The following is a 23,683-nucleotide window of genomic DNA, read 5'->3' on the forward strand; positions in this document are numbered from 1 at the left end:
GGTCGAGAACCCGCGATACTACGAATCGCCCATCTTGTTCTTCAGGTTCTCGACGATCTCGTTGAGCGCCCGCATGGCGTCGGCGGCCGCGCCCTCGAGATTCGCACGAGCCTGTTCGAGCGATTTCTGGATGTCCTCACCCGCGAGTCTGTCGGCCAATGCCTTGGCCATATCCGCGAATTCGGCCGCGGCCGTCTGAGCGCGGTCGGCCAGTTCGGCGGCGGCGCTGCTGGCCTTCTCGGCCAGTTGCCCCGCCGCGTCCCCGGCGCGTTCGGCCCACTCGCCAGCGGTATCGCTGATGTTCTCGGCGAGTTCGTCGGATGTCGCGGTGAGATTGTTGTCCTCGTCGGTCACGCGTGCTCTCCCGCCTACCGCCCGCCGCCGAGCTTGTCCTTGGCGTCGCGCATGGCGCCTTCGGCCTTGTCCCGCGCCTCGTCTGCCCGGCGCTTGGCGTCGCCGGTCGCCTCGTGGAACTTGGATTCGAACTCGTCGGCCTGATCCTCGATCTTGTTCCCCATGCGGTCGGCCTGCTCCTTGGCCTTCTGCGCGGCCTCCTTGGCCTTGTCCATGAGCGACATCGAAACCTCCGTAGGTGTGGCACGCCCGGACCGGGCGCGCTGGTTCGGGGTACTTCGACGAGCGATCTTTCAGCTAATGATCCTACGCCCGTTCCACATGAAAAAGCCCGGTCGGTCCGGAACTATCCGGAACCGACCGGGCGGGAACGGGAGTTGTCGCAGGTCAGCGTATCGGGCCGAGTACCCGATCGAGGTACGGATTGGCGAAACGGCCGTTCGGATCGAAGCGCCGGCGCACCGCCGCGAACCGCTCCCACTCCGGATACCGCTCGGCCAGGGTCGCCGCCGTCTGGAAGTGCCGCTTACCCCAGTGCGGACGACCGCCATACCGGTCGAAAACCGCCTCGCACGCCCGGAAGTACGGCTCGTACTCCATCCCGGCGTACTGGTGCACCGCGATATAGCAGGTGGCACGCCCCCCTGCGGGGGAGAGGAAGGCGTCGTCGGGCGCGACCCACCGCACCTCGATGGGCATGACGGTGTCGAACCGCTTGGCCACCTCCTTGATCTCACGAATGGCGTCCACGGAGTGTTCGCGCGCGACGGCGTACTCCATCTCGGTGAAGCGGAACAGCCGCGGGCTGGCGAACACCCGGTAGGAGCGTTCCACCTGGCGTCGATAGCTACCCGCCAGCGCCGAGAACTGCTGCACCCGGGGGATGAGCGCGGGGGTGCGGCGGGTGAGGCGGCACAGGGCGTCGAACACGTGGTTGTTGATCAGGATGTCGGAGAACCATTCGACGGCCCGCCCGCGCGGCTGCTCCGGCAGCTGCACGGTGTTGTTGCGCTTGGTCATGGCGATGTCGCTGTGGGCGAACATGTAGAACTCGAAGTGCTCGTTGCCGTCCACGTGGGAATCCAGATCGGCCAGTACGTCCTCGAGCGGGAGTGGCCGTTCGATGCCCTCGAGGACGAAGGAGGGCACCATCTGCAGCGTCACCGCGGTGACCACGCCGAGTGCGCCGATGTTCACCCGTGCCGCGCGCCAGCCGTCCGGGTCGGTCTGCTCGTTCAGCTCCACCCGGCTGCCGTCGGCCAGCACCATCTCGACCGAATGCAGGGCGGCGGAGAGGTTCTGGAGTTTGGCCCCGGTGCCGTGCGTGCCGGTCGCGGTCGCGCCCGCGATGGTCTGCACGTCGATATCACCCAGATTGGGGAATGCCAGGCCGAGCGGGTGCAGGGAATTGCTGGCGGCATTGAGCGTCAGGCCCGCGTCGACGCGCACGAGTCCGCTGGAGCGGTCCACCGAATGGATCCGGTTCATCTTCGACAGCCGCATGAGCGTGCCGTCGGTGCAGACGGTGTCGGTGAACGAGTGGCCCGATCCGGCCACTCGGACGGTATGTCCGGCGGCCTCCGCTCGCGCGAGCAGGGCGGCGACTTCCTCGGGCGAGCCCGGTTCGGCGATGGCTGCCGGAGTACAGCTCTGATCCCCGGCCCAGTTCACCCAAGAGTTGGTCATGCGTCCAACTCTAAACCGGACATGTGATCGGCGCTACCGTTTCCGGTTCATGCACATGGCCGCCTTGCCCCGCTCCACCTCCTCCTCGGTGAGCGGTGGCACGTCGAGGGGGATGCGGGGGACCGCGTCGCCGCGCACGCCGTTGAGGATCAGCGCCATGTAGCGCCGCCAGACGTCCGGGTTGACCGGTCGGGCGAAACCCGCGACCGCGTCGACCATATTGACCATCGCGAAGAAGTCGCCGGACTCGATCTCGGGCCGCAGCGCTCCGGCGTCCTTGGCGCGCTGTACCACCTGGAACATGCCGGGCCGGACGCGGTCGCGCATGCACTCGAAGCGCTCCATGCTGTCCTTCATCTCGAGCAGCACCTCGCTCAGGCCGCGATTGGTGGCCATGTGGCGGCAGGCGTACTCGAACAGATCCACCAGGCCCGTCCACGGGTCGGGATGGTGCAGGGCGGTTTCCACCGCCGCGGCGAACTCGTTGACGTTCTGGTCGAACACCTCCGAGATCAGTTCCTGCTTGTTGGCGAAGCGGCGGTACACGGTGCCCACACCGACTCCCGCCTTGTCGGCGACGTCGTCGAGGGTGATCTCGAGTCCGTGCTCGGCGAACAGCTCGCGCGCGGCGGCGATGATCCGCTGCTGATTGCGGGCGGCGTCGGCGCGCAGGCGACGGGTGGGCTGTCCCGTGGCGGGACGACCCGAGGGGGTCGTCGCGGCCGCTGCGGCCGTGGTGGTGGCGTGATTCACACCCATATGCTAGCAACCTTCGGGATTAAGTGGAGGCTATCTCTCCGTTTTGATGGTAACTTCTGACAGGAAACCGGAGGGCCTTCCTCCACTAAGTGTACGGGACGAGGACACCGCATGACTTCCACCATCGACATAGCGAAACCGGCTCCGCCGACCGGTCGACGCGGCTCCCACGCCCTGCGCTGGTGGGTGCTCGCGGTACTCGGCGTCGCCCAGCTCATGGTCGTGCTCGACGCGACCGTGGTGAATATCGCGCTACCGGAGGCGCAGGCCGATCTCGGCTTCTCCAACGCCGACCGGCAGTGGGTGATCACCGGTTACGCGCTCGCCTTCGGCAGCCTGCTGCTGCTCGGTGGACGGCTCTCCGATCTGTTCGGTCGGCGCACCACCTTCATCGTCGGCCTGGTCGGCTTCGCCGTCGCCTCCGCGGTGGGCGGGGCGGCCGCCAACTTCGAGATGCTGGTCGCCTCCCGGGTCGCCCAGGGCGTCTTCGGTGCGCTGCTGGCCCCGGCGGCGCTGTCGCTGTTGACCGTCACCTTCACCGAACCGGGCGAACGCGCCAAGGCATTCGGCATCTTCGGCGCCATCGCCGGTGCGGGCGGCGCACTCGGTCTGCTGCTCGGCGGAGCACTCACCGAATGGGCCTCCTGGCGCTGGGTCATGTACGTGAACCTGATCTTCGCGGCCGTCGCGCTGATCGGCGCGGTGCTGCTGCTGGCCAAGCACGTCACCACCGCGGAGCGGCCGAAACTCGACATTCCCGGCACCATCACCGTGACCGCGGCGCTGTTCGCCATCGTCTACGGCTTCTCCAAGGCCGAATCCGACGGCTGGACCGACTCCGCCACGCTCGGCTTCCTGATCGGCGGCACGGTGCTGCTGGCGGTGTTCTTCTGGATCGAACAGCGGGTAGCGCATCCGCTGCTGCCGCTGCGGGTCATCGCCGACCGCACCCGCGGGGCGTCCTACCTCACCGTATTCGCCATCGGCATCGGCATGTTCGCCATGTTCCTGTTCCTCACCTACTACATGCAGCAGCAGCTGGGGTACACCCCGATCGTGACCGGCGTGGCGTTCCTGCCGATGGTGGCGGGCATGGTGATCTCCTCCACCACGGTGCCGTCGCTGGTGCTGCCGCGGGTCGGGCCGCGGGTGACGGTGGTGTCCGGCTACCTGCTCGCCACCCTGGGCATGGTGCTGCTCACCCGGATCGGCGTGGACACCGGCTACGCCAGCCACATCCTGCCGAGCCTGATCATCATGGGCGTCGGTCTCGGTGCGGCCATGTCCACCGCCTTCGCCGGCGCCACCGCCGGGGTGCACCACACCGATGCGGGCGTCGCCTCGGCCATGGTGAACACCAGCCAGCAGGTCGGCGGCTCCATCGGCACCGCCCTGCTGAGCACGCTGGCGGCCAGCGCCTTCGACGGCTACGTCGCCGATCACCTGCCGCCCAACCCCGGCGTGCTGGCCCAGGCCGCCGTGGAGAGCTACACCACCACCTTCTGGTGGGCGGCGGGCATCTTCCTGGTCGGCGCGGTCATCACCGGCATGATCATGCCGAATACCGTGCCGGTCCCGGCCGAAGGGGAACCCGTACTGGCGCACTGAGTCCCACGCGCCGGAGCGGTGCGCCGATACCGGGAGTGCCCCGTCCGCGATCGTGGACGGGGCACTTCTCGACGCGGTGCGTGGGTCCCGACGACGGCCCGCGCGGGTGACCGGTGCGCCCTGCCGAGCGCGACGGCGGTCCGTGCTCAGCAGTTGGACGGGGCCGCGAGGCCCGCGAAACGATCCGACAGGTAGTTGAAGGCGCGCGGCGCTCCGGAGAAGATGGCCGTGCCGTGATCGGCTCCCGGGATCACGTCGAACAGCACCGGGGTGCCGGCGTGGCAGTAGCGTCCCGCCACGCTGAGCGCCAGATCCAGTGGCACCTGGTCGTTGCCGCCGTGCCACTGATAGACCGGCGCGCGCGGCACGCCGGGATAGATCTCCAGGCTGTTCTCGTGCAGGATGCGAATGTTGTTGGCGCTGGCTTCCATTCCGGGACGGAACATCTCGCCGATGGAGTGGTTCGCGCCCGCGCTGATGATCTCGTTCACGCAGGCATTGGCGATCTGCGCGCGCAATGCCAGACCGGCCGGGCTGAGCGCGTCGTCGAGATTCATCTCCGCCGGGTACTCGCGCTCCAGTCCGACCGCCACCGCGAAGCCGAGCCCGAACAGCGGATGCGGCGCATTGCCGATCTGCAGGGCCATCTTGCCGGGATTCACCGGTACGCCACCGATGGCCACCCCGACGATCGGCAGCTCCGGCGCGTACTCCGCCGCCAGTGCGGCCGCGAAGCCGGTCGCCATGGCGCCACCCGAGTATCCGGCCAGGCCGACCGGCGAATCACCCAGTCCCGCAGGGGCGAAGCGCTTCACCGCCCGAATGCCGTCGAGGGTGATCTGCCCGCCCATCCGGGCCGCGCCGTACGCACTGGTCGGCCCGAGATGATCCGGCACCGCCACCGCCCAGCCCCGGGCCAGCAGCAGATTCAGCGCCGGAGCCTCCTGCAGGCTGCCGTCGAACAGACTGTGCGACGGAGCGCACTGCGTGCCCAGGGAATTCACGAACGGCTGATACGACACGATGGGCCGCGGTCCGCCGCCGCCGGGCAGGATGAGCGTGGTCACCGCCGAGATGGGAGCGCCCGCGGAGTTGGTGGAGCGGTAGTTCAGCTGCCACACCGTCGCGCCCGGATAGCCGTGGGCGGGGACGATGCGGCTGTTGATGACATCGCCGGGGGCGAAGGCGCCGATATTGCCCGGGGGCGCGTAGAACGCGTCGGGGTCCGGAAAGGGATAGATGGCGCCGTGGGCGACCGGAGTCGCACCGAGACTGCTCGCCAGAGCCGCCGCTACGGCCGCGGCGATAACAGAGCTCCGGACCAGCAACCCCCTGATCGACTGCCGTACCGTCAACTTCGCTCCTCCAGGCCGATGGGACAACACTGAGATGGCGGCACTATCCTCGCAGTCCCGAGGTGTCGTTCGGCCTCAGCAACACGCCGAACAGCAACGAATTGGCAATCGAGGCGGAGGGGTGGTGGTCGCAACGTTCGCGCGATCCGACGCACCGGCCCTCGCCGCCATCGCCGCGGGCGGCGCGCTGGGGTCGAGCCTGCGCTACGGTGTGGCCGCGTGGTTGCCCCAGCGCGGGGACATTCCCTGGCAGACCGTGGCCGTCAATGTCGTCGGGTGCCTCGCCATCGGCGTCCTCACGGTGTGCGTGACCGAGATCTGGGTTGCCCGGCGGCTACCGCGGCTCTTTCTGGGCGTCGGGGTCCTGGGCGGTTTCACCACCTTCTCCACCTTCAGTGTGGAAGTTCGTACACTGCTCGAATCGGGGCGGACGGTTTCCGCGCTCGGCTATCTCGGGGGAACGGTGGTGGCGTCGGTGGGCGCGGTCGTGATCGGGGCGGGCGCGACGCGGTGGTGGAGACGGACCGGGACAGGCACGGCGAAAGGGGGCAGGCGATGAACGACCCGACGGGTGCGCGCTGGCGGCCCGCCTCGCGGCTCACCGTGCTGCTGAGCGAGGACGACCGGTGGCAGCATCGCCCCCGCTACCACGAGATCGTGCGGCGTGCCCGAGATGCCGGATTGGCCGGGGCGAGCGTGTGGCGCGGCGTCGAGGGATTCGGGGCGTCGGCGGATATCCACACCACTCGACTATTGGATCTGGCCGACCGGCTACCCGTGCTCGTGATGATCGTCGACGACACCGACGTGCTGCGGCGATTCGTGGAAACCAATGCGGACCTGCTGAATTCGCTCACCGTGACACTCTCGCCGGTGGAATCCTGGCAGGGGGAGCGCGCGTGACGATGCTGCTCGTGGCGCTCGGCGGCATGGTCGGAGCGCCGGTTCGTTATCTGGTGGATCGCGCGATGGCCCGTCGATTCGCTAGTGTCTTTCCACTGGGCACAGTGACGGTGAACGTGACCGGGTCGGCGATTCTGGGCGCACTGATCGGCGCGGGAGCAAACCACTGGCTGCTCGCCGTGGCCGGAACGGGCTTCTGCGGTGCGCTGACCACGTTCAGTACGTTCGGATACGAGACGGTTCGATTGGCTGAGGAGGGCGCTTACAGCTATGCGGTGGCGAACGTCGTGATCGGCGTTGTGGCGAGCCTGGCCGCGGCCTTCCTCGGTGCCGGTGCCGCCCAGTTGTTCCTGGGCGCGGCGCACGGGGGGTTGCCGTGATCCTGATGACCAGCCGGGCACAGGCGATACGGAAGGGAGGCCCGAGCATGGCCCACGATCGAGCCGGTCGACCGGCCCGGGCCGCGGACCTCGTGGACGTCGCGCACCTGGTGACGGCCTACTACAGCCGGATCCCGGATCCCGCTGATCCCGCGCAGCTCGTCGCCTTCGGAACCTCCGGGCATCGCGGGTCCAGCCTCGACAACGCATTCAACGAGGCGCACATACTCGCCATCACACAGGCGATCGTGGAATATCGCGCCACCCGCGGCATCACCGGGCCGGTGTATCTGGCGCGCGATACGCACGCCCTGTCCGAGCCCGCGTGGACCACCGCGCTCGAGGTGCTGGCCGCCAACGACGTCACCGCCATCATCGACGCGCGCGACCGCTACACGCCCACACCGGCTTTGAGTCATGCCGTGCTGCGGCACAATCGCGGCGGCACCCGGCATCAGGCCGACGGCATCGTCGTGACGCCGTCGCACAATCCGCCGCGCGACGGCGGGTTCAAATACAACCCGCCGCACGGCGGTCCGGCCGACACCGTCGCCACCGACGCCATCGCCGCGCGGGCCAACGATCTGCTGCGCAACGGGCTGTCCGAGGTGAAGCGCACGACACTGGCGCACGCGCTGGCCGGCAAGGTGGAGCGTTACGACTACCTGGACCGCTATATCGCGGATCTGCCGAACGTGTTGAATCTGGACGCCATTCGGGGCGCGGGCATCCGGCTCGGCGCCGACCCCATGGGCGGCGCCAGCGTGGACTACTGGGAGGAGATCGGGCAGCGCTACGACCTCGAACTCGAGGTGGTGAACCCGTTCGTCGACCCCACCTGGCGGTTCATGACCCTGGACAGCGACGGACGCATTCGCATGGACCCGTCCTCGCGCTACGCCATGGCGTCACTGGTGTCGATTCGCGACGACTACGACATCTCCACCGGCAACGACGCCGACGCCGACCGGCACGGCATCGTGACTCCCGATGCGGGACTGATGAATCCGAACCACTACCTGGCCGTGGCCATCGAATACCTGATCGCCAACCGGATGGGGTGGGATGCGCTCACCAAGATCGGCAAGACGGTGGTCACCTCCGCCATGATCGACCGGGTGGTCCGGGTGCTGGGCCGCGACGTGTACGAGGTGCCGGTCGGCTTCAAATGGTTTGTCCCCGGATTGTTCAGCGGCAGCCTGGCATTCGGCGGTGAGGAGAGCGCCGGAGCCTCCTTCCTGCGCAGCGACGGCACCGTGTGGACCACCGACAAGGACGGCATTCTGCTGGCCTTGCTGGCCGCCGAGATCACCGCCGTCACCGGGCAGAGCCCGTCCACGCGCTACACCGAGATGGAGAAGCGCTACGGCAGCCCGGCCTACGCGCGCACCGACGCCGACGCCACCCCGGAACAGAAAGCCCGGTTGGCGGCGTTGACGCCGGATGTGATCACAGCGACCGAGATCGCCGGGGAGCACGTCACCGGCATTCAGACCCGCGCGCGCGGCAACGGCGCGGCCCTGGGCGGGGTCAAGGTAACCACCGAGAACGCGTGGTTCGCGGCCCGGCCCTCCGGCACCGAGGACAAATACAAGATCTACGCGGAGTCGTTCGAGGGCCCGGAGCATCTGGCCCAGGTGCAGGCGGCCGCGGAGGAAGTTGTGCGACAGGCGCTATCGGAGTGAGCAGATCCAAATCCCTGCCGGTCGAGATCTGGGTGCTGGTGGGGGCGGCATTCACCATCGCCATCGGATTCGGGCTCGTCGCACCGGCGCTACCGCAGTACGCGCGCGGCTTCGGGGTGGGCGTCGCGGCGGCCTCGGCGATCGTCAGCGCCTTCGCGCTGATGCGACTGCTGTTCGCGCCCATGAGCGGGCGGTTGGTGCAGAAACTGGGGGAGCGGCCGGTCTATCTGGGCGGGCTGCTGATCGTGGCGGTGTCCACGGGGGCGTGCGCGTTGGCGCAGAGCTACTGGCAGCTGCTGGTGCTGCGGTCTTTCGGCGGTATCGGGTCGACCATGTTCACGGTGTCGTCGCTGGCGCTGGTGATCCGCATGTCGCCGCCGACGGAGCGGGGTCGGGTGTCCGGGGTGTACTCGACCAGCTTCCTGATCGGCTCCATCTCCGGTCCGCTGGTGGGTGGGGCGCTGGCCGGACTGGGATTGCGCGCGCCGTTCGTCATCTACGCGGTCGCACTGCTGGTGGCCAGCGCCATCGTGTATCTGGCGCTGAAGGATTCGCCGCTGGTGCGGCCCGAGGCGCTCGGTGACACCCCGGTCATGACCTTCCGGGAGGCGGTGCGAAAATCCGAGTACCGGGCGGTGCTGTGGTCCAACTTCGGCAATGGCGCGGCGGTGTTCGGGGTGCGCATGGCGCTGGTGCCGCTGCTGGTGGTGGAGGTACTGCGCTACGACGCCGCCCTGGCCGGGGTGGCGTTGACGGTGTTCGCGGCGGGCAACGCGGTGGTGCTGTTCCAGTCGGGGCGCTGGTCGGATCGTCTGGGCCGCAGGCCGTTCCTGATCTGCGGCACGCTGCTGTGCGCGGTCGGCACGGCCGGACTCGGCTTCGCCGAGAACCTGCCCTGGCTGCTGGTCGCCTCCTTCGTCGCGGGCCTCGGGTCCGGCATGTTCACCCCCGCCCAGCAGGCCGCGGTCGCCGATATCGTCGGCGCGGGACGGCGCGGTGGACCGGTGCTGGCGGGCTTCCAGATGTCGGCTGACCTGGGCACCGTGCTCGGCCCGTACGCGGTCGGCCTGCTGGCCGAACACCTCTCGTACGGATTCGCGCTCGCGGTCACCGGCGCACTGCTGGCGTCGGCGGCGGTGGCGTGGGCGATCGTGCCGGAACCGTTGCAGCGCAAGCCGCTGGTCGAGACGACGGCCGCCACGACGACCCGCCCGCAGGGTTGACCCGGTAGCGTTCGGACGGGTTGCGTACCCGCGCGGCGGTGGGTTGCGGCAGAGTGGTGGCCGTGAGCAAACCGACGACGAACTACACCCCGCGTCCGGTGTCCAACAAGACCACCTATGCCCTCGGGGCGGTGGCCGTGGTGGTGGTCGCGCTGATCGTGTTCGCCCTGTTCCAGTGGAGCGGCGGCGACAGCGAGATCCGCAATGACGGCTACGGTCCCGCGCACGACCCGGCGGTCGGCGTGGCCCTCGACTCCGATGGCGCGATCGTGCTCGGCAAGCCCGATATCGCCAAGACCGTCGAGATCTACGAGGACCCGCTGTGCCCCGCCTGCGGCTCCCTGGAACGCATCTACGGCCAGGAGATCGCCCAGCAGATCGACGAGGGCACGCTCGCGGTCCGCTACCGCCTGGTCAACTTCCTCGACGAGCGGTCCGGCAGCAAGGACTACTCGACCCGCGCCGTCGCCGCCAACGAATGCGTGGCGCAGGAGGGCGACGGCCCCGTCTACGCCAAGTTCCACGCACTCCTCTTCACCGACAAGCAGCCCGCCGAAGGCAGCGGCGACCTGGACAACCAGCAACTGGCCGCCATCGCCGCGGAAGCCGGAGCCCCCGAATCCGCCCAGCGGTGCATCACCTCCGGCGACCGCGTCGACTCCGCCCGCAACCACGCCGAAGCGGCCATCGCCGCCCTCGAGGCGGCCAGCGGTGGCGCGGCGGGCACCCCGTCGGTCTTCCTGGACGGCCGCGAGATCGACGTCAACAACAAGGACTGGGTGCTCGACGCCGCCAAGTGAGCGGGGCCGGCGCATCGGCGCCCGCGCGTGTACGGCCCTCGCCACGCCGCCGACGCGGGACGCTCGTAGCACCGATCCCCGAATCCGCTTGCCGCACAGCATCGGATGGATGCAGCGGCACTGAGTGGGAACGGCCGCAACGAGACCGCACGAACGAGCCGCGGGCACTGGACCCGCGGCTCGCTCTCTGTGCCGGACAAGCTGTGTTCAGTCCAGTCGCGCTGTGTTCAGTTCAGATCGCACCGCGCACCCCCCGGGCCCGGCGCGAGGCAGCCGTGCCGGAGCGACTGTCCGCTGCCGCATCCGCCGCATCGGACGACTCGCCCTGTGAGCGGAACCTCCGGCATGACTTCGGTTGACGACACGACCGTCGTTGTTCGGTGGACGGAGGTTCGAAGGTCCCCGGGGCCGTCGCCCGCAAGGAGCGGCGCTGCGCTCCCCGCGGGTGATCCGTGGCGGTGCGCACGCCGCAGGCGGGTGCTCAACGGCGGAAGGACGCGGTGTGGTTCACCGGTAGGTCGTCGGGGATATCGTTGTCGGGGGTGCAGCGGGACAGCTGCGGGTGGATGAGGGCGTGCCCGTCGATCGGGTAGGTGAGATCGGCCGGGACGGTGCGCACTGGCTGCGGCGGTGGCACGTGCACCCGCTCGTAGGGTGTCGGCGGCACCGTGGGGGCGTCGATATCGGTGTGCGGGAACAGATACCGCGCACCTTCGCGCGTCGTGGTGTGGGTTTCGCCGCTGGGGTCGGTCCACACGATCCGATCGGCGTCCGCGCGACGCACCCGCCACGCCTGACTTCCCCGGTCCGCCAGCATCTTCAGCCGGTGGTGCCGCGTGCACAACGCTGCCACGTGCGCCATACCGGGGAGCCGCGGCCGGGCGTTCGTCGCCTCGACATACGCGAGCTGGGCATCGGTGGCGGGCATTCCGCATCCGGGAAATCGGCACACCCCGTCGATGGCCCGCACATCCTCGGGTGACTGCGACGACGTCGGCCGCCGCGCCCCCGCCTCCGGTGCCGGCGGCTCCGGCACCACCTCGAACCGCGCGTACTTCGCGAGCTCCCGAGCCAATGTCGTATCGATCGGCCCGTACCCGACCAGCATGGCGGGATCGTTCCGCAGCCCGGCCAGTGTCTCGGCCGACACCCCGATCTGGATCAGCGGTGGCCGCGGCGGCTGCGCCCCGGGTCCTGCGGGAGCCACGCCGGCAGGTTCGATTCGCCCCGGCGCGGTGTCGTCGCGGCGAGTCACGGGTCCGGTCCACGAAGGTGCGGTGTCGCCGCCAGCTGCTTCGGATCCGGTCTGCGCCGATCGGGCGCCGCCCACGGGCGCTGGGGGTTCGTTTCGCGCCGATTGGGTGCCGTCCGGAGTCGCCGGGGGGCTGGTCTGCGCCGATTGGCTGCTCTCCGGAGTCGCCGGGAGTTCGGTCTCGGCCGCTCCGGCATCGTCGTGAGTCGCCGGGCATTCGGTCCGTGCCGGTTCGGTGGTATCGCGCGGCGCCGCGAATTCGGCTCCGGTTGCGGAGGCACCGCCCGCGACGCGGGTTCCGGGTGCGGTATCGGATCCTCCTGGTTGGGCTGCGGGCGGGGCGTGGTCGCCGTACGTGTGTGCCGGGTCGGTCGCGGTGGATGCCCAGCCGCCGCCGACTCCGGATGCGGTTGCCGACTTCGGGCAGCGCGCACCGCGCCCGCACGCACACCACAGCCGCTGCGACCCGTCGGCCAAGGCCACCAACGCGTCGGCGCGGCGCTGCGGCATGGTGCGCGGGTCCTCGGCGCACACCTGCCCGCACAGTTCCCGCAGCCGATTGGCCACCGTCTGCGCCCCCACCGCGGGCAGCAGCCCGTCGAATACCGCCATCCCGTCCTGTACGGCACGTATCCGCACGTCCCGGTCGTGCTCGCGTTCCTCGCGCCGCTCCCGTTCGCCGTCCGGATCCAGTCGCGCCACCCACCGCCGCGCCGTCTGCCGCAGCCGCACCGGATCATTGCGGGTCGCCGCGTCGATCAGCTTGGGCTCCACCGCTTCCCGCACCTCGCGGGCCAGCCCGCGAGTGGTCTCCGCGATCACCTGCACCCGCGCCAGATCGATCCGTCCGTCCCCGAACGCCTTCCGCGTCCCGGGCAGCTCGTCCAGGGCCAACCCGATATCGATGAGCGCCGCCGCCACCGGCTCGGAGATCTGCACCGCCACCGCCACCTCGGCCGCCGCGAACTCCCCGGCCCGCACCCCGCCGGCCCCCGGCGCCGCATTGGCCGCCCGATGCCGCCGATACAACTCCCGCACGGCCGTGATTTCCGCCGCCTGTGCGAATGCGGCGGCCCCGTGCGCCCTCCGCAATGCGTCGACCAGCTCCTCGTCACCCATCACCTGGACCTCCCTGCTGTCGAACATATGTTCGAGCCTACCTCCGAAGATCGCTCTTGTCACCCACCTGTCCAGGCGATTTGGTCCGCACAACGGCGGTGGTGTAACTTCGTTCAAGCCAGCGGGGAACACCCCGCTGACACAAAACTGAACACGGGGCTATGGCGCAGCTGGTAGCGCACCACACTGGCAGTGTGGGGGTCAGGGGTTCGAGTCCCCTTAGCTCCACTCCACGACAGAGTCGCAGGTCATCGACCTGCGGCTCTTTTGTTTTTCCGGCAATGCCCTGGCCGTCATTCGATTCCGGCGATCCTGGGTTCGCCGCCAACAGTGAGGACTTGCTCGGCGAGGCATACGGCGAGTGAGCTTCTTCATCGCCGACACCTCGGCCATCATCGCCGCTTACGACCGTGCCGCGGAACTGCACGAGCGGTCGCGCGAATTTCTCTCCACCTCTGTTGCGGTTGTCTCGCCGCTGGTGCTGGATGAGGTCGATCATCTGCTCGTGGCGCGGTTCGGAAAGGACCGCCGCGCAGCCGATCTCGTCCTCGATGACTTGCTCACCTCGGCCGAGGAGGGCGCGGTGCTCGTACCGCAGGTGGACCGTGATGACCTCCGAGTCGCCCAGAGAATCATCGAGCACTATCGCGGCCTCCGCCTCGACCTGGCCGACGCGGTCACGGTCGTACTCGCCGAGCGTTACCTCACCAATGACATCTTGACGTTGGATGAGAAGGAATTTCGCGCCGTGCGGCCCCTGACGCCCGCTCATCCGTCGTTCCGACTCTTGCTCCAGGGCGACTGAACCGCTCGCTGCCGCGAACTTGCGGCCACCGCCGATATCGAGACATGCCGAAGTGCCCGATAGTCGTTCGGGTCAGGGGGCGTCGAACCGGATTCGCGACATCACCCGTCGGGCTGATGTGCGGTGCCTGTCGCCGCCGTACGGTGGGAAGGGTCTTGTCCGGGCGAAAAGGGAGGCACGGTGCGGGATCTGCGCGACAAGGTCGCCGTTGTCACCGGGGCGGCCAGCGGTATCGGGCGGGGGATGGTCGAGGCATTCCTCGACTCCGGAACCCGGGTGGTTCTCAGCGATGTGGAGGAGGATGCGCTCGCGGCGACGACGGCGGAGTTGCGGTCGGCCGGCGGGGACGTGCACGGCATCGTGACGGATGTGTCGAATCCCGACGAGGTGGCGACACTGGCTGCCGCGACCCTGGGGCGGTACGGGGCCGTGCACATCCTGTGCAACAACGCCGGGGTGGCCGGTGGCGGCGTGCCGTCGTGGGCAAGCACGCTCGACGACTGGGCGTGGATGCTCGGGGTCAATCTGATGGGAGTCGTGCACGGTCACCGCAGCTTCTTGCCGATCATGATCGAGCAGGATGACGAGGCCCACATCGTCAACACGGCGTCGGTGGCGGGTGTGGTGGGCGGGTCCGGGGTATACGGTGCGACCAAATCCGCGGTGGTCGCGCTGTCGGAAACCGTCCACATGGAACTCGTCGGCAGCGAATTGAAGCCCCGGATCTCGGTGTTAATGCCGGGAGTGGTCGACACCCGCATCCTGGACGCCGACCGCAATCGCCCCGACCGCCTCTCCGATGTCGGCCCGAGTCAGCTCCCGCCCGGAGTGAGCATGGACGACCTGCGGAAACTATTCGCCCACGGCACCAGCCCGCGGGTCGTCGCCGACCAGATGCTGCGTGCCATCCGGGAGGAACGCCTCTACGTGCTGACCCACCCGGAATGGAAGGGCCATATAGAACACCGGATGCAGGCAATCCTCAACGGCGAGAACCTCACTCCCTTGCCCCCGCCGGGAACCGAGTAGCCGATGTGGGGCGCTCGCGGCCCTTCGGTGGTCGGCCTGCGCCGCGCTATACTCGCCGTGATGACTACCGGGACGGCCTTGTGCCACACACGGATTGGTGACCCGGTGCTGTTCTGAGCGCCGCGCGGGCACCGCCTGGTACGTGATGATCACCAGCTCGACAGATCGATCACGACAGGAGAGTTCATGTCCGCACGTTTCAACCACACCATCATCGCCGCCAAGAACCGTCAGGAGTCCGCGGCGTTCTTCCGGGATATCTTCGAGTTCGCCGATGCGCCCTCGTGGGGAGTGTTCACCAACCTGCTGTGCGAGGACGGGGTGTTGCTTCAGTTCGCCGAACCGCCGGTGGACATCCAGATGCAGCACTACGCGTTCCTCGTCGACGACGACTTGTTCGATCGCGCGTACGCCAAGCTGTGCGACGGGGGTGTGGAGCACTGGGCCGATCCGCACTTCCAGCGGCCTGGTGAGATCAACTCCGGGCACGGTGGGCGGGGGGTCTACTTCCGCGACCCCGCCGGTCACGGTATCGAGATGATCACCCGTCCGTATCTGTGATTCGCGAAGTCGCCGAGCGCCTTTCGGATGCGGAGGGCGCTCGGCGGTCCAGCCGGTCGAGTCACCGCACCGCGTGTCGGGGCGAGTCGTCGCGTCCGGTGTGGGCGGTGGTGCGGGTGCGGTCCGCCCGGTAGAGGTAGTGGGTTCGACCGTCGACCGGGTTGTCCGGTTCCAGGTTGGCTTCGGCTACCCGGTGCAGACCGGCCTTCTCCAGCGCCCGCCAGGAGGCGCGGTTGGCGGCGACGACCGGGACCAGAATGGTTGTCGCGGTGGGGTGATCGGTCCAGGTCGCCTCGACGACGGCCGCGATCATGCGACTGCCCAGGCCGCGGCCGGTGCGGTCGAGGTCGCCGATCAGATAGTCGATCGTCAGTGCGTCGGCGGGCACCTCGGTCGCGGCGGCCAACTCGTCGCGATAGTCGGGGTAGTCGGCCAAGGCGCAGCGCTGGACCAGGCCCACCGGGCGGCCGTCGAGAAAGACCAGGAGGTCTTCGGAGGGTTCCTCGCCGCGGGTGGCGGGTCCGAAGTCGCGGGCGACCGCCTCGGGCGAGGTTTCGTGATGCCACCAGCGGGCGACATGCGGCTGTTCGAGCCAGTGCGCGAGCAGGGGAAAGTCCTGCTCGCGCAGTCGACGCCAGGTGATCATGGGTGCACCTCTCGGGGATGATGACGGCGGTAGTAGCGGGCTTGGCGGTCGCGGTGCCCGCAGGAGGGGTGGCACCAGCGTCGCCGCGCGTGGTTCTTGACGAACAGCAGGGAGCAGCCCGGACCCGAACAGCGGCGCAGGGCGTCCGACTGTGGCCCGGTGAGCAATTCGATACAGCAGGTGGCGATGCGGCCCAGCAGAGCCGGTGCGCCGGTGGCGATGTCGAACCGTCGGGCCGCGGGCGCAATATCCGGCGTCCATGTCAACTGTGCGAATGTGGGTGCGGCTCGGGCGAATTCATTGACGATATCGAGTCGTCGCGGATCCGGTGCGGCCCTGTCGGCGGCAGCGCTCAGGAGGTGACGCACACCGTCCCGCAACTGCCGCACCCGCTCACCGGCACGTCCCATCTCACCCTCGATCGCGGGCGGGTGGACGAGCGCGAACCATCGATCGATCTGTTCGGCGCTCCGCAGGAAGTCGATGCGGTCCGCACCGCCGCCGTAGTCGGTGTTCGCGAACTCGACCGGCAGAGGTTCCGTGCCGAGGATAGGAAGGTCGACCTCCGTCATGCTGCTGACGGTAACACGACCATCCAAACGTCAGCCATTGATTTCGTGCCTCGTGTCTCATGCCGAGTCGCCGCCCGTTGGCGCATTCCGTTCGCCCCGGCGGAGTACTTCGAACTCGCCGACGCGCGGGCTCGCCACGCGCCCGCAGATCGGCGGACTCTGGAATCAGGGGAATGAGGCCCAGCCGCCGTATCCACCGCGGTCTCTTCCGCCCGAACAATGGACTGCACTACACGCCGAACGACCGGACTGACAGCAGTTCGTCGCACTGGCACTGCCGTCGTGCCGTCCGTGGCCGAGCGTCAGCCGGGATTGCGGCGGCGGGTTGTTCTCCCGTCGCGGCCGCAATGGGCGTGCTGCTGTACTGACCGTCAGCCGCCGGTGTTGCCGCCGCCTTCGAGTTCCCGGATCCGCTTGGTGGCCTCGGAGAGTCGCTTCTTGCGGGCGGCCGCGTCGGACTTCTTCAGTTCCTCGTACACCTCTTCGTCGGAATCGCTGAATCGCAGGATCATGCGCGGAATGCTCAGGGTGATGATCAGTGAGGGCCAGACGATCCAGGCGTAGTCCCAGCTCACGATCACCTGGAGGACGAGGAAGGTGATGAGGGTGATACCGACGATGATCCAGTCGAGTGAGTCGATGGTGTTGCCGCGGTTGCGGAGCGCGGCGAGTTCGGCCGCCGCGTTGTCGCCACCCGTCGCCGGGGAGTTGTCGTTGACGGGGACCTTGGCCACCTGCCCGTTGACTCGCGTCAGCGGCACGCCGCCGGGCAGGCCGCTGAACGCCTCCCCGAGAGCGCCCAGGGTGCGGGCGGTGGCGACCGCGCCCGAGCGGTCGTAGAACTCGGCGCTGTCCAAGCGCCCGTCGGCGTAGTGCTTGCCGAGCGCGTCGAGGGCGTGCGTCCGCTCCTCGTCGCTGAGAAACAGGTCGTCGGGGTCGGGATTGGCGGCCATGGCGTCGGTGTGTCCTTGTGCGAGCTGACTTCGTCGGTACCTCTCCAGTGTGGCACTCGTGGGCCGCGCGGGTGCTGCTCAGCACATCATCGCCCATACTGCGTCGGCGGACTCCGTTTGTCATGAGCGAAAGCCGCGGATCGGCGATCCGCGGCTCCGGCGAGTTCCCCGCCTCACGACGCGGTGTCGATCATCGCTATTTGACGGTGCGGTCCTCCTGGTAGTGGAAGTTCTCGGCATGTTCGCCATTGCCGGTGTAGAGGGCGCGGACCGCTCCTTCGAACGCCGCTTTGCGGGTGGTGTTCTCGTCGGCGTGGTAGAAGCCGAAATTGGGTTCGAAGAAGACCACTTCGGTGCCGCCGCTGGTGAGGACGACGGCCTCATGGTTCTGGTGCTGGGCGCTGTCGGGGTTCTTGCCGTTCTTGCCGAACCAGAGGCCGACGCGATAGACCTTGGTGGCGGCCAGGTCGGCGGGGATCTGGTTGTAGGCCTGCTGGGCTTTGCCGTGTGCTTCGCCGCCCTTGTCGCGCAGGTTCTTGGCCTTACCCGCTTTCACGATCGTGGCGGGCACCGCGTTCTTGGCGACTTCGACGGCTTCGGAGAATTTCTTGACCCCGTTCCACATGCTCTCGCGCACGTATTCGCTCATGTAGTAACAGATTCCGCCGCTCGAATAGCCGACGTCGCCGAGCCAGAGTTCCTGGGGGCATTCCTTCAGTTTGGTGGTGGGCATCGTATTCATCCTCCGATGGCCGGGTGGATCGTAATATGCTCCGCTACAACGAATTATACGAATGACCAAGAGCATGTACTTGACAATGCAATCTCCCGGAGAATTATCGGATCAAATCCGACTGGTCAGCACTTGACCGAGGCATGGTTCGCTTCGTGCCCGCTTCGGTCGAGTTTGCCGCCGGGAGCGACTGCTGCCCGTTCGCTGCCCCTCGCGTCGTGAGAAGCGGTCCGGTTCCATACTGGTCGCTACCCTGGATTTACAAGCAAGACGGTGGTTTGCGCCTGGTGCGGTGCCGGAGCTCGGACGGGGTTGGATAGGTGAAGCCGGAGCTGGTTCTGACGCCGCTGATGAGCGAGCTGATCAGGGATGTCCTCGCGGTCCCGGAGCGACTGTCCGCCATGGTGGACGCGCTCGGTTCGCCGCTGAATATCGTTGTACCCGAGCAGATCACGGCCAACGCGGCGGAGTATCGCGCGGTGTACGACCGGCGGCGGCTGAGCGGCGAGGTGTACTTCGCGCACAAGGCCAACCGGTCCAGCGCGCTGATCCGCGAGCTGGCGGCGGGGGAGTGCGGGGTGGACGTCGCCTCGTTGGGTGAGCTGCGGCATGTGCTGGCGGCCGGGTTCAGCGGCGATCGGATCATGGCGACCGGCCCCAAGGACGCCGAATTCCTGTGGCTCGCAGCCAGGGTGGGGGCGGTGGTGAACGCCGACTCCCGCGCGGAACTGCGAGAACTGGCCGCCATCGTCACACGCTTCGGCCTGCCGCCGGCGCGGGTGATGATCCGGCTCTCCGCCTTCGACTCGCCGGGTGTGCCGATTCTCAGCCGCCCCAGCCGTTTCGGGGTGCACGCCCGCGAACTCGCCGACGTGCTCGACGTTCTCGACGAGCACCGGGCCGCGCTGCGTTTACTCGGCGTGTCCTACCACCTGGACACCACCGGCATCGAGGAGAAGGCGCTCGCCCTCGAAGGCTGCCTGCTGGCCATGCACGAGGCACTGGGGCGCGGGTTCGCCCCCACCGCGATCGACATCGGCGGCGGCTTCGGCGTCAACTATCTGGCCGACCGCGGCGAATGGGAGCGCTACACCACCGAACTCGGCACCGCGGTCCTCGGCCTGCGCCCGCCCATGACCTGGCAGAACCACGGCTACGGCCTGCGCGCCGAAGCCGGAACCCTGCGCGGTGCGCTGGGCGTGTATCCGGCCTACCGCGACACGGCCGGAGCGCGGTACCTGGACGAGCTGCTCGATCGCGAATCCGTCAGCCTGCAACGGTCGTTCGCCACGCTGCTGCTGGAAAACCTCTACGACCTGTACATCGAGCCCGGACGCGCACTGGCCGACCAGTGCGGCCTCACCCTGGCCCGGATCGCCGAGGTGCGCACCACCCACAGCGGCGACCCGCTGGTCCGGCTGGCGGCCAATTCGCGCGATATCAGCGCGGAAGAGCATGCGGTGCTGATGGATCCGGTGCTGCTGCCATCGCGCCCGGGTACGCCGACCGGTGTGTACCTGGCGGGGAATCTGTGTCTCGAGGACGACCTGATCACCCGCCGTCAGGTGACGCTGCCCCGCCCACCGGAGCCGGGAGATCTGCTGGCCTTCGTGAACACGGCCGGCTACTTCATGGATTTCGCGGCGGATCACGCGCTGATGCAGCCCATCGCCCGCACGGTCGCGGTCCATCGCGCCGCGGGCGGATGGTCGTGGTGCCTGGACGAACAGTACTGGCCGGTGAAAGGGAACCGCTCATGAAGTACGACAGCATTCTCGACGCCATCGGGGATACGCCGCTGGTCCGGATCGACCCGACCGTGCACGGGCTGCGCCATATCGACCTGTACGCCAAGCTGGAGATGCTCAATCCGTTCGGCTCGGTGAAGGACCGCCCGGCCTGGAATATGGTGCGCGAGGACCTGCCCGCGGCCATCGAACGCGGCGACGCCATCGTGGAACTGTCCAGCGGCAATACCGCCAAGGCCCTCGCGGTCATCGCCGCCATGCACGGCCTGCCGTTCAAGAGCGTGACCAACCGCATGCGGGTGCCCGAGATCAAGGATCTGCTGCTGTTGCTCGGCGCGCAGATCGAGGAGCTGCCCGGCCAGACCGAATGCCTGGACCCGACCGATACCGAGGATCCGCTGACTCGCATGTACCGGATGCTCACCGAGGAGGGCAACGGCTATCTGCACACCGATCAGTACTTCAATCCGCGCAATCTGGACGCGCACCGGGTCGGCACCGCCACCGAGATCATCAAGGATCTGGACGGTCGCGCCCCGGACGTCTTCATCGCCTGCGTCGGCACGGCCGGGTCGTCATCGGGGGTGGCCGGTGTGCTGCGGGAACACGACCCGTCCGTATCGGTGGTCGGATTGGTCGCGGCCAAAAGCGATTTCATCCCCGGTATCCGAAATATCGACGAGGTCAACGAGGTCGGGCTGTTCGACCCGGAGAACTACGACACCCTCGACGCGGTGAGCGCCGCCGAGGCCATCGACGGCATGCTCACCCTCAACCGCCGCTGCGGCATCCTGGGCGGCCCCACCGCCGGTGCGGCGTACTTCGGTGCCCTGCGTCATCTTTCGGCTCTGGACGCCACCCTCACCGAGCGCCGCACCGCGGTGTTCATCGTGTGCGATCGGGTGGAGAGCTATATGAGCTATCTGCGCAAGCGCCGTCCCGACCTGTTCAAGCAGCCGCCGCGTCCCAACTCGGTGGATACGCTGACCGACGCCGAGATCGCCGCCGCCGTCCAGGTGGATGTGCCCGAGGCGCGCGAGTGGATCGAGCGGGAACGTCCGCTGGTGGTGGACCTGCGCGGCGGATTCGCTTACACCGCACTGCATATCGAGAACTCGATCAATATGGTGGACGAACTCTTCGACGACCTGCTGCGCGGCGGCCTGCCGTTCGGCTCGGCCCGGCCGGTGCTGCTGGTGTGCCCGGTCGGCGAGAAGTCCGCCCGCTACGCGGCGCTGCTGACGAGAATGGGGCATCGGGACGCGCGCAGCCTGCGCGGCGGCATCGTGGCCTGGCGCGACGCGGGCGCACCGCTGGTCCGGGACTGATGCCATGACCACCATGACGAATCCGGCCGAGGTCCTGCACCGCCTGGCGGACTGGCAGCGGGGATTGCGGGCGCAGTTCCCGATCATCGCGAACAATCCGGGACTGGCGTATCTGGACAGCGCGGCCACCACGCAGAAGCCGACGGCGGTGCTCGACGCCGTCACCGCGTACCTCACCACCGGCAACGCCAATGCCGGGCGCGGCTCCTACCCGTGGGGCACCGCCACCGGCCGACGCATCGACGCCGCCCGCGATCGCATCCGACAGGCGCTGGGCGACAACGGCTCCGAGTCGACGGTCGAGTTCGTCGGCGGCACCAGCGACGGGCTGCGGGCGGTGGCGTGGGACTGGCTGGCGGAGTCGCTCGTCGACGGTGACGAGATCATCGCCCCGTTCGGTGATCACGAAGCCAATCTGCGGCCCTGGCTGGACCTGCGAGACAGCCTGGCGCGCAGTGGCATTCGTGTCACCGTGCGGCCGATGCCGGTGGACCCGGCGTCCGGGGACTACGACCACCGGGCACTGCCGTCCCTTGTGACCGACCGGACCCGCTTCGTCGCGGTCACCCACGTGCACCACGTGTTCGGTGTCGACCTGAACGTGCACCGGGTGCGCGCCGCGGTCGGACCGGACGTGCCGATCTGCCTGGACGCCGCGCAGAGCGTGGGACATCGGCCGGTGTCGGTGGCGGATCTCGATGTCGACTTCGTCGTGTTCTCCGGGCACAAAGCACTGGCGCTGCCCGGTGTCGGCGCGGTGTGGGCACGCAATCGGCGCGGCCCCCGCTTCGCGCTGCGAGGCTGGGCGGGCACGCCGAATACGACCGGCATCGTGAGTCTGGCGGCCGCCTTCGACTGGCTCGACGCGGCCGGGCTGGCCGAGATCGGGGCCTGGAACACCGCCCTCGCCGCCCGCCTCACCGACGGCCTCTCCCGGTTGCCTGGGGTGCGGGTGCTGGGCTGTCAGGACAGCCTCGGCGCGGATTCCCCGGTGCAGCGCCGGGAGGGCATCGTGACCTTCCGGCACGCGCGGGTCCGGTCCGACGATCTCGGTTTCGTCCTCGCCGACGAGGGCATCATGGTGCGCGCCGACGGCCACTGCCAGGCCGGTCGGGCTTCCGACGATCATGCGGTGCGGGTGAGCGCGCACGTCTACAACACGCCGGAGGAGATCGACCGGGTGCTCGAGGTGGTGCGGCGCTGCGAGGAGATGGCGAGCTGACTGCGCGCCCGGCCTGTGCAACCGGTTTGGGCAACCGGCCTACGCCCCCGGCCTGCGCCCCCGCCAGCCGGTGCGGGCGGTGAGCAGGGCCAGGTCGCGACGGTGGCCGAGCCAGGCGTCGTCGTCCGGGTCGAGCAGCCGCTCCCACGCGGCGGCATCGTCGGCGCTCAGGAACGGTCCCGCCCGGCCGACGCGCGCCGCCAGTTCGGCCAGCACCACTCCGCGCACCTCGACGGGCAGCGGTGCGGGAATGTCGACCAGTTCGGTGAAGGCGGTGACATCGGTGAGCCCGGCGCGGGCGAGGATGTCGGCCCAGCCCCGCCCGGGGCGTTTCGCGCCCGCCCGGCCGAAGAACCACTGGGTGAAATGCCGATCGTGGGCCTCGTCCAACCGGATCTCCAGTCCGGGGCGGCCGATGCCGGTGTCCCAGGGCAGGCATCGGGTGGGCAGCCCGCCCTCCGCCAGGCACAGCACGCCGCCCGGCCGCAGCATGCCGACCAGGGCCCGGGTGGCGGCATCCCAGTCGCGGGCGTGGTGTACGCACCATGACGACCACACCGCGTCGACGGCTTCGGGCAGCGGCGGTGCGCCGTCCTCCAGATCGTGCAGGACCGGCCGGATCCGATCGCCCACACCGGCGTCGTGGGCCGCGGCCATGGTGGCTTCGAGCATGGCCGGATCCAGGTCGACGGCGTAGACGCGGCCGCGCGGGCCGACGGCGTGGGCCAGTGCGACGGCGGCGGTTCCGGCTCCGGGACCCACGTCGGCGACCACGTCGCCGGTCGTGACGCCCAGCGGTGCGAGCAGGCGCATGGTCGCGTCCAGGAATACGGCTTCGGCGGCGGCCGGATCGTCGGTGGACGTTCCGGTTCCCGGTTTGCCGGTCCGCTGCTGCGCGCTGATCGTCACGCGGCGATACTACTGAACATCGTTTTCAATGCGAAGTCGACGCGGCGTCGGCG

24 protein-coding genes and 1 tRNA gene are annotated in these 23,683 nt (G+C 68.7%); 14 read left to right on the forward strand and 11 right to left on the reverse strand.

What is annotated here, in order from left to right; all coding sequences use genetic code 11:
• Window positions 1-18 precede the first annotated feature (18 nt).
• From QJS31_RS04990 to QJS31_RS05005, 4 genes are all read right to left on the reverse strand, one after another.
• Window positions 19-354 carry a hypothetical protein gene (locus QJS31_RS04990; RefSeq protein WP_306356027.1) on the reverse strand — a complete coding sequence of 112 codons (336 nt, stop codon included), beginning with the start codon at window positions 352-354 and terminating at the stop codon, window positions 19-21.
• A gap of 14 nt (window positions 355-368) precedes the next feature.
• Window positions 369-578, reverse strand: coding sequence for a hypothetical protein (locus tag QJS31_RS04995; RefSeq protein ID WP_282785972.1), 210 nt, complete (start codon window positions 576-578; stop codon window positions 369-371).
• 163 nt (window positions 579-741) lie between these two features.
• Window positions 742-2,040, reverse strand: coding sequence for a D-arabinono-1,4-lactone oxidase (locus tag QJS31_RS05000; protein WP_306356028.1), 1,299 nt, complete (start codon window positions 2,038-2,040; stop codon window positions 742-744).
• A gap of 33 nt (window positions 2,041-2,073) precedes the next feature.
• On the reverse strand, window positions 2,074-2,799 hold the full coding sequence (locus QJS31_RS05005) for a TetR/AcrR family transcriptional regulator (RefSeq protein ID WP_081592936.1): 726 nt from the start codon (window positions 2,797-2,799) through the stop codon (window positions 2,074-2,076).
• Between the two features lie 111 nt (window positions 2,800-2,910).
• On the opposite strand from QJS31_RS05005, the gene QJS31_RS05010 reads away from it, so the two are divergent.
• Window positions 2,911-4,407, forward strand: a complete 1,497-nt coding sequence (locus QJS31_RS05010; RefSeq protein WP_282785974.1) for an MFS transporter — start codon at window positions 2,911-2,913, stop codon at window positions 4,405-4,407.
• A gap of 146 nt (window positions 4,408-4,553) precedes the next feature.
• Here QJS31_RS05010 and QJS31_RS05015 read toward each other — a convergent pair whose 3' ends face one another.
• Window positions 4,554-5,762, reverse strand: coding sequence for a lipase family protein (locus QJS31_RS05015; RefSeq protein ID WP_282777391.1), 1,209 nt, complete (start codon window positions 5,760-5,762; stop codon window positions 4,554-4,556).
• A gap of 124 nt (window positions 5,763-5,886) precedes the next feature.
• Here QJS31_RS05015 and crcB (QJS31_RS05020) point away from each other — a divergent pair, with 124 nt between their 5' ends.
• The 6 genes from crcB (QJS31_RS05020) (at window position 5,887) to QJS31_RS05045 (ending at window position 10,753) form a co-directional block, all read left to right on the forward strand.
• Entirely contained in the window at window positions 5,887-6,321 is a 435-nt protein-coding gene (gene crcB / locus QJS31_RS05020) for a fluoride efflux transporter CrcB (RefSeq protein WP_282777389.1), read from the forward strand.
• Window positions 6,318-6,665 (forward strand): DUF190 domain-containing protein, encoded by a 348-nt coding sequence (locus QJS31_RS05025; RefSeq protein WP_282777387.1) that lies wholly within the window; start codon window positions 6,318-6,320, stop codon window positions 6,663-6,665. Before crcB (QJS31_RS05020) ends, QJS31_RS05025 begins: the two co-directional genes overlap by 4 nt.
• A 2-nt stretch (window positions 6,666-6,667) precedes the next feature.
• Window positions 6,668-7,045 carry a fluoride efflux transporter CrcB gene (gene crcB, locus QJS31_RS05030; RefSeq protein ID WP_372341491.1) on the forward strand — a complete coding sequence of 126 codons (378 nt, stop codon included), beginning with the start codon at window positions 6,668-6,670 and terminating at the stop codon, window positions 7,043-7,045.
• A gap of 47 nt (window positions 7,046-7,092) precedes the next feature.
• Window positions 7,093-8,730, forward strand: coding sequence for a phosphoglucomutase (alpha-D-glucose-1,6-bisphosphate-dependent) (gene pgm, locus QJS31_RS05035; RefSeq protein ID WP_282777383.1), 1,638 nt, complete (start codon window positions 7,093-7,095; stop codon window positions 8,728-8,730).
• Window positions 8,727-9,953, forward strand: a complete 1,227-nt coding sequence (locus QJS31_RS05040; protein WP_282777381.1) for an MFS transporter — start codon at window positions 8,727-8,729, stop codon at window positions 9,951-9,953. Before pgm ends, QJS31_RS05040 begins: the two co-directional genes overlap by 4 nt.
• 62 nt (window positions 9,954-10,015) lie before the next feature.
• A complete protein-coding gene (locus tag QJS31_RS05045) occupies window positions 10,016-10,753 on the forward strand; it encodes a thioredoxin domain-containing protein (RefSeq protein ID WP_282777379.1) in 738 nt (245 codons plus the stop codon).
• 481 nt (window positions 10,754-11,234) lie between these two features.
• Here the strand turns inward: QJS31_RS05045 and QJS31_RS05050 are convergent, their stop codons facing one another.
• On the reverse strand, window positions 11,235-13,151 hold the full coding sequence (locus tag QJS31_RS05050) for a DUF222 domain-containing protein (RefSeq protein ID WP_306356029.1): 1,917 nt from the start codon (window positions 13,149-13,151) through the stop codon (window positions 11,235-11,237).
• 128 nt (window positions 13,152-13,279) lie between these two features.
• Between QJS31_RS05050 and QJS31_RS05055 the strand changes: the two genes are divergently transcribed.
• The 4 genes from QJS31_RS05055 to QJS31_RS05070 all read left to right on the forward strand — a co-directional run bounded on the left by QJS31_RS05055 (window position 13,280) and on the right by QJS31_RS05070 (window position 15,519).
• Window positions 13,280-13,352 (forward strand) — tRNA-Ala (locus tag QJS31_RS05055).
• Between the two features lie 133 nt (window positions 13,353-13,485).
• Window positions 13,486-13,929 (forward strand): PIN domain-containing protein, encoded by a 444-nt coding sequence (locus tag QJS31_RS05060; protein ID WP_306356030.1) that lies wholly within the window; start codon window positions 13,486-13,488, stop codon window positions 13,927-13,929.
• A 180-nt stretch (window positions 13,930-14,109) separates the two neighbouring features.
• Window positions 14,110-14,958, forward strand: a complete 849-nt coding sequence (locus tag QJS31_RS05065; protein ID WP_306356031.1) for an SDR family NAD(P)-dependent oxidoreductase — start codon at window positions 14,110-14,112, stop codon at window positions 14,956-14,958.
• A 186-nt stretch (window positions 14,959-15,144) separates the two neighbouring features.
• Window positions 15,145-15,519 carry a VOC family protein gene (locus tag QJS31_RS05070; protein WP_282777371.1) on the forward strand — a complete coding sequence of 125 codons (375 nt, stop codon included), beginning with the start codon at window positions 15,145-15,147 and terminating at the stop codon, window positions 15,517-15,519.
• Window positions 15,520-15,580: 61 nt separating this feature from the next.
• Here QJS31_RS05070 and QJS31_RS05075 read toward each other — a convergent pair whose 3' ends face one another.
• From QJS31_RS05075 to QJS31_RS05090, 4 genes are all read right to left on the reverse strand, one after another.
• Window positions 15,581-16,165 carry a GNAT family N-acetyltransferase gene (locus tag QJS31_RS05075; RefSeq protein WP_306356032.1) on the reverse strand — a complete coding sequence of 195 codons (585 nt, stop codon included), beginning with the start codon at window positions 16,163-16,165 and terminating at the stop codon, window positions 15,581-15,583.
• A complete protein-coding gene (locus QJS31_RS05080; protein ID WP_282777367.1) occupies window positions 16,162-16,737 on the reverse strand; it encodes an ABATE domain-containing protein in 576 nt (191 codons plus the stop codon). The genes QJS31_RS05075 and QJS31_RS05080 overlap by 4 nt, the downstream gene beginning before the upstream one ends.
• A gap of 371 nt (window positions 16,738-17,108) precedes the next feature.
• Window positions 17,109-17,690 carry a DUF1707 domain-containing protein gene (locus tag QJS31_RS05085; RefSeq protein WP_282777365.1) on the reverse strand — a complete coding sequence of 194 codons (582 nt, stop codon included), beginning with the start codon at window positions 17,688-17,690 and terminating at the stop codon, window positions 17,109-17,111.
• A 196-nt stretch (window positions 17,691-17,886) separates the two neighbouring features.
• Window positions 17,887-18,423 (reverse strand): hypothetical protein, encoded by a 537-nt coding sequence (locus tag QJS31_RS05090; RefSeq protein ID WP_282777364.1) that lies wholly within the window; start codon window positions 18,421-18,423, stop codon window positions 17,887-17,889.
• Window positions 18,424-18,743: 320 nt separating this feature from the next.
• Between QJS31_RS05090 and QJS31_RS05095 the strand changes: the two genes are divergently transcribed.
• The 3 genes from QJS31_RS05095 to QJS31_RS05105 are packed head-to-tail and all read left to right on the forward strand — an operon-like array spanning window position 18,744 to window position 22,721.
• Window positions 18,744-20,183: an alanine racemase gene (locus QJS31_RS05095; RefSeq protein ID WP_282777362.1), complete on the forward strand. Its 1,440-nt coding sequence runs from the start codon at window positions 18,744-18,746 to the stop codon at window positions 20,181-20,183.
• Entirely contained in the window at window positions 20,180-21,499 is a 1,320-nt protein-coding gene (locus QJS31_RS05100) for a pyridoxal-phosphate dependent enzyme (RefSeq protein ID WP_143979849.1), read from the forward strand. Before QJS31_RS05095 ends, QJS31_RS05100 begins: the two co-directional genes overlap by 4 nt.
• Before the next feature lie 4 nt (window positions 21,500-21,503).
• A complete protein-coding gene (locus QJS31_RS05105) occupies window positions 21,504-22,721 on the forward strand; it encodes an aminotransferase class V-fold PLP-dependent enzyme (protein WP_306356033.1) in 1,218 nt (405 codons plus the stop codon).
• Between the two features lie 39 nt (window positions 22,722-22,760).
• On the opposite strand, the gene QJS31_RS05110 is transcribed toward QJS31_RS05105, so the two are convergent.
• Entirely contained in the window at window positions 22,761-23,630 is an 870-nt protein-coding gene (locus QJS31_RS05110; protein WP_282777358.1) for a class I SAM-dependent methyltransferase, read from the reverse strand.
• Between the last annotated feature and the right edge of the window lie 53 nt (window positions 23,631-23,683).

It is taken from the genome of Nocardia sp. CC213A (assembly GCF_030766805.1).
Classification (GTDB): domain Bacteria; phylum Actinomycetota; class Actinomycetes; order Mycobacteriales; family Mycobacteriaceae; genus Nocardia; species Nocardia otitidiscaviarum.